This window comes from Okeania sp. SIO2F4 (genome assembly GCF_010672385.1).
Lineage (GTDB): Bacteria > Cyanobacteriota > Cyanobacteriia > Cyanobacteriales > Microcoleaceae > Trichodesmium.
Genome location: NZ_JAAHGT010000706.1, coordinates 1 through 5,148 on the forward strand (window position 1 = coordinate 1; position 5,148 = coordinate 5,148).

A 5,148-nucleotide genomic window follows, 5' to 3' on the forward strand; every position below is an offset into this window, starting at 1 on the left:
TTGTAGGGACGTTCTATGGAACGTCCCTACAAGATTTTGCTTATCAAGTGAGGTCTAGCTTTTTTTTCACAGTTTTAGTCGAGATTATTAAGAAAGCTGGACATGATATAACTCAAGATAATTTATATGCGAGAAAATCCCAACATTCGTAGAAACAAGAAAATTAGAAAAATACTACTTTTGATATTTTTGCCCATAATTTCTGGTCTATTAGTTTGGTTAGTAGGAAATACTATTTTGCTAAACTCAGCATCAAACGCTCCTGTTGATGCTTACTTGGTTTTGGGTGGTAGTATTAAACGAGAAATTTATATTGCTCAAGTGGCTAAACAATATCCTCAGACACCTATATTAATTTCTGCTGGTTCTAAAGATCCCTGTATTATAGGATTATTTCAACGGGTAAATGCTCCTTTAGAGCAAGTTTGGTTAGAACATTGCGCTAAATCTACTTTTGGTAACTTCTTTTTTACTATGCCAATTTTGGAAAAATGGAGAGCGCGACATATTAAATTAGTCACATCTCCTAGTCATTTACCTAGAGCAAAGTGGTTAGCACAAATTATTCTGGGTTCTCATGGAATCTGGGTAGAAACTGATATTGTTAAAGAAATAGGTGTACCAGGAAATCAAGAATCTCGCCTCAAGACAGGTTTAGATATTATTCGTAGTTTAATATGGGCGGTGGAAAGTCAGGTAATAGAACCAAAATGTACAGATGTGGTAAAACTCTCACAGGTCAATATCAAACAATGGTGCAAGGATGGTTTTCGTTGTGAGCATCAAGCTAAATTGAAGCAAGAATCAATTTGTGGCAAGAAGGGAATAGGGAATAGGGAATAGGGGGCGTTGCTTATATGTGGGATGAATTAGTGTGGGGGGTGTGGGGAGTGTGGGGAGTGTAGGGAGTGAAAGATTCATCCCTTGGTTCAGCAACACCGAATAGAGAATAGGGAACAGAAGAATGTCCTAAGGTATTTGCCTAGCACTATAAAACTTCAGCTATAACAAATAAGTAAGATGCATATTATACTCACTTCCGACTTTTGACTTCTGACTTCTGACTTCACTATATCTGCTTGAGAGATTCAATTTCAGTTGAATTTAGGTCTCGCCACTCGCCAGGTTTTAGTTCCTCAAGACGAAGATGAGCGATCGCTATTCTAACTAACCGCAGTGTGGGAAAACCTACTGCTGCTGTCATCCTTCGTACTTGACGGTTACGACCTTCTGTGAGAGTTATTTCTAACCATGCAGTGGGTACAGTTTTGCGAAATCGAATTGGTGGGTTGCGCGGTGGTAGGGAAGGTTCTACAGATAACAATTTAACTTTTGCAGGTCGTGTTTGATAATTTTTTATTGTTACACCCTCCTGTAGTTGCTTCAATGCTGTTATATCTGGTATTCGTTCTACTTGCACCCAATAAGTACGAGGATGAGCAAATTTAGGATTGGTTAGTCGATGTTGAAGTTGTCCGTGATTTGTTAATAGTAAAAGACCTTCACTGTCTTGGTCTAATCTGCCAACTGGATAGACTGAATCAACTGAAATATACTCTTTTAGAGTATGATGTCGATGGTTGCTATCGCGGTTTTCAGTAAACTGACTCAAGACATTATAGGGTTTATTAAATAAAATATACCGATAAACCATAAATTTTATAGCGCTACGCGCTAGGGAATAGGGAATAGGGAATAGGGAATAGTAGACTTTACCTTAAATATTTACTCTATATAATATAATTAGAAAAATTAGCAGTTCAAAAAGTTTGGATAATTGTCCGATCGCGTCCTTCTTCCTTTGCTTGATAGAGAGCTTCATCTGCTGTTTTAATCAACTTTCCCCAGGAATATCCAGGTACAGGAATAGTGCTTGCTACACCTAAACTCATGGTAACAAATTCTGATATTTGAGAACCAGCATTAACTAACTTTAAATCTAAAAGTCGCTTACGAATCAATTCTGCTAGATGAAATCCACCTTGAGCATCTGTTTGAGGTAATACAACTACAAATTCTTCCCCACCGTAACGTGCTACTAAATCTGCTGGTCGCTTGACTTCTGCTTTAATGACATTAGCAATTGCTTGCAGACACATATCTCCTGCTGGATGACCATAAGTATCATTGTAGCACTTGAAATAGTCAACGTCACATATAATCAAAGCTATTGGCGCTTTTTCCCTTGCCATTCGTCGCCACTCCCTATCAATATATTCCTCAAACACACGACGGTTAGCAACCTTAGTTAAACTATCAAAGTTGGCAAATTCAACTAACTTTTGATTCGCAGTCACTAATTTTTGATATAGTTCTGATTGTTGTATAGCGATCGCTAACTGTCCCGCTAAACATTCAATAAAATCCATTTCTGAAAATTGCCATTTTCTAGGTGTTGAACAGTGGTGAGCAATTAATAATCCCCATAGTTGTTGTTGAGTATACTCAAAATTCCCATCAGACGTTTGTTCTGTATTAATCTTTGATATTGGTACTACTAAGTTAGCTTTTACTTGAAACTTACTCAGAAATTCAACATGATATGGAATTAAATCTCCAATAGGTATATGTTCTTGATTAGCAGATTTATCCTGTGCATTGTCACTAAATTTACTCATGCTTTCTACAATAGATTCTCGATTGTAACTAACAGATTCCATAACTACTTCTCCTGTCCCATCTGGCTTAAATTTATATATGAATACTCTGTCAGTTTTGAGAAATTTTCGGACTTCATGTACTGCAGTTTTGAGAATATCATCAAGGTTTAATGATTGACGTACCCGTTCTTGAATAAACGTCATAAATCTAGCAGTTTCTGTTTGCTGTTTTAATTCTTTTACCAGTTTATTAATTTGCAAAAGTCTACGGACTCGCTGACGTAAAACAGACCATTTAATTGGTTTAGTAATATAATCCATTGCACCAACTGCGAAGGCGAGGTCAACAAATTCTTTGTCTTCAATAGAGGTAATTATTAACAATGGAGTCTGATAAAGTAAAGGGTTGCTATCTAGGTTACTATCTAGGTTACTATCTAGGTTACTATCTAGGTTATTATCTGGAAATAAATTACTTGATAAATTCTGACTAAAAATTTCTTGTAATTTAACACAGCAAGCAAAGCCATCAATCTCTGGCATCATTGCATCTATTAAAATTAAATCTGGTATTTGAAAACTACATTTTTCTAAGCATTGCTTGCCATTTTTTGCTTCTATTATTTGATATCCTTCTGATTCTAATGCTTTACGCAGGAGATGACGCATAGATTTTTTATCATCTACTATCATTATTACAGAGGAATTATTATGTGATTTTTGTGGATTCATAAAAATTTGAATTTAAAAATACTATAAGTTAACAATATATCAGGTTTTAACTATCAACAAGAGAAGGGTTAATATTTGTCTTATAGAAGAAAAACAAAAGTCTCTTTTACTAATTATTAACTACTATTTAACTGGTAAATTAGAGAATATTTTCTCCAGTATATTGTATAGCTGCGATTGTTTAATTGGTTTATTTAGTAGGGCAGCTAAGTTGAGTTGTTGGAGTTGATTTTTTGTGGGTGATTTACCAATAGGAGTTAACATAACTAATGGCAGATATTTATACTTGGGTATTTCTCTAATAGCAATAGCAGTTGCAACTCCATCCATTTCTGACATTTCCATACCAATGATTATTAGGTCAAAATTTTGATTTTGGTCAGCAGTTCCATTCTTGAGCATATTAATTGCTGCAAGACCTGATGTTGCAGTATGAGATAAAATTCCCCACTGGTTCAATTGCTGAGTTAAAATTTGTAAACAAGAAGGACGATCGTCTACAATTAATAATCGTTTATCAGCTAAATTATTGATAGGATTAAATTGACTTGTAATATCTTTATCAACTTTTACAGTTAAGGTAAAATAGAACGTAGAGCCTATTCCTTCTTGACTTTCAACCCACATTTTACCACCCATCATCTCACATAAACGTTTACTGATAACTAATCCTAATCCTGTTCCTCCATATTGTCTAGTTGTGGAACTATCTACTTGACTAAATGGTTGAAATAATTTGTGCATTTTATCTCGGGGAATCCCAATTCCTGTATCTTTTACAGCAAATTTTATTTCATATAAATTACTAGCTATACTCTGTTGATTATCACTGCTATCTTCGGGAAGTTTCAATACTTCTGAATCTGGAGAATTAATAATATTTTCTGAACCTGGTATTTTTTGAGCTGAAACATCAACTAAAACTTCTCCTTTGGCTGTAAATTTAACAGCATTAGTAATCAGATTAACTAAAATTTGACGTAATCTTGTTTCATCCCCTAAAATTATACTTGGTGTATTATCCTCAATCAAATAAGCTAATTCAATTTTTTTATTAACTGCCTGAATAGCAAGCAAATCAATACACTCTTCCAGACATAATCTTAAATTAAAAGGTCTTTCCTCAAAATCCAATTTATTAGACTCAATTTTAGAAAAGTCAAGAATATCATTAATAATTCTTAGCAGTGCAATACTACAAGTATGGATATCATGGATATATTCTTGTTGTTCTGAATTCAAATTAGTATCAATTAACAAAGAAGTCATACCAATTATTCCATTCATTGGAGTTCTAATTTCATGACTCATAGTAGCCAAAAATTCACTCTTAGCTTTATTAGCTACTTCTGCTGCTTGTCTTGCTTGTTGAAGAGCAATATTTTGTGCAACAAGCTGTTGATGTTGGCGAGTTTCTTGCTCCAATAAATGAGCATGAGCGAGGGCAATTCCTACTTGTTGAGCAACAGCTTCTAGGAGTTCAATTTCATCTTTTCTCCAATTCCGATAGCGATCGCATTGATGCAAGCAAATAATTCCATTTGGTTCATCTTGATAGGAGGTACGAACTACTAACATAGATTTTAATTCTCTGCGAATACAAGTTGATGCAGAAACTGTTGTATGTAGCAGGGGTTCTACATCAACATTGTTTGAAGCCATCGCTCGATCCTGTGCTAACAATTTTTCTATATAGGGGTTGTCAATTACTGGAACTTCTAAATTCATTATTGATTCATATCCGGTTTCTAAATACTCTGCTACTAATGGCACTTTTGGCACTGACCCTGCTTGATAGGAATGAATTACACAACGA

General features: G+C 34.8%; 4 protein-coding genes. 1 reads left to right on the top strand and 3 read right to left on the bottom strand.

Going from position 1 to position 5,148, the window contains the following annotated elements; all coding sequences use genetic code 11:
- Positions 1-126: 126 nt before the first annotated feature.
- Entirely contained in the window at positions 127-843 is a 717-nt protein-coding gene (locus tag F6K22_RS30910) for a YdcF family protein (RefSeq protein ID WP_293107060.1), read from the top strand.
- Between the two features lie 226 nt (positions 844-1,069).
- Here F6K22_RS30910 and F6K22_RS30915 read toward each other — a convergent pair whose 3' ends face one another.
- The 3 genes from F6K22_RS30915 to F6K22_RS30925 all read right to left on the bottom strand — a co-directional run.
- Complete coding sequence (locus tag F6K22_RS30915; RefSeq protein WP_293107063.1) at positions 1,070-1,654, bottom strand: pseudouridine synthase; 585 nt, start codon at positions 1,652-1,654, stop codon at positions 1,070-1,072.
- A 106-nt stretch (positions 1,655-1,760) separates the two neighbouring features.
- A complete protein-coding gene (locus F6K22_RS30920; protein WP_293107065.1) occupies positions 1,761-3,332 on the bottom strand; it encodes a GGDEF domain-containing response regulator in 1,572 nt (523 codons plus the stop codon).
- Positions 3,333-3,455: 123 nt separating this feature from the next.
- The coding region (locus F6K22_RS30925; RefSeq protein ID WP_293107068.1) for an ATP-binding protein at positions 3,456-5,148 on the bottom strand (1,693 nt) is incomplete at its 5' end.

Coding starts and splice junctions, on each gene's coding strand:
- F6K22_RS30915 (WP_293107063.1), bottom strand. CDS start 1,654: ATGGTTTATCGGTATATTTTATTTAATAAACCCTATAATGTCTTGAGT.
- F6K22_RS30920 (WP_293107065.1), bottom strand. CDS start 3,332: ATGAATCCACAAAAATCACATAATAATTCCTCTGTAATAATGATAGTA.
- F6K22_RS30910 (WP_293107060.1), top strand. CDS start 127: ATGCGAGAAAATCCCAACATTCGTAGAAACAAGAAAATTAGAAAAATA.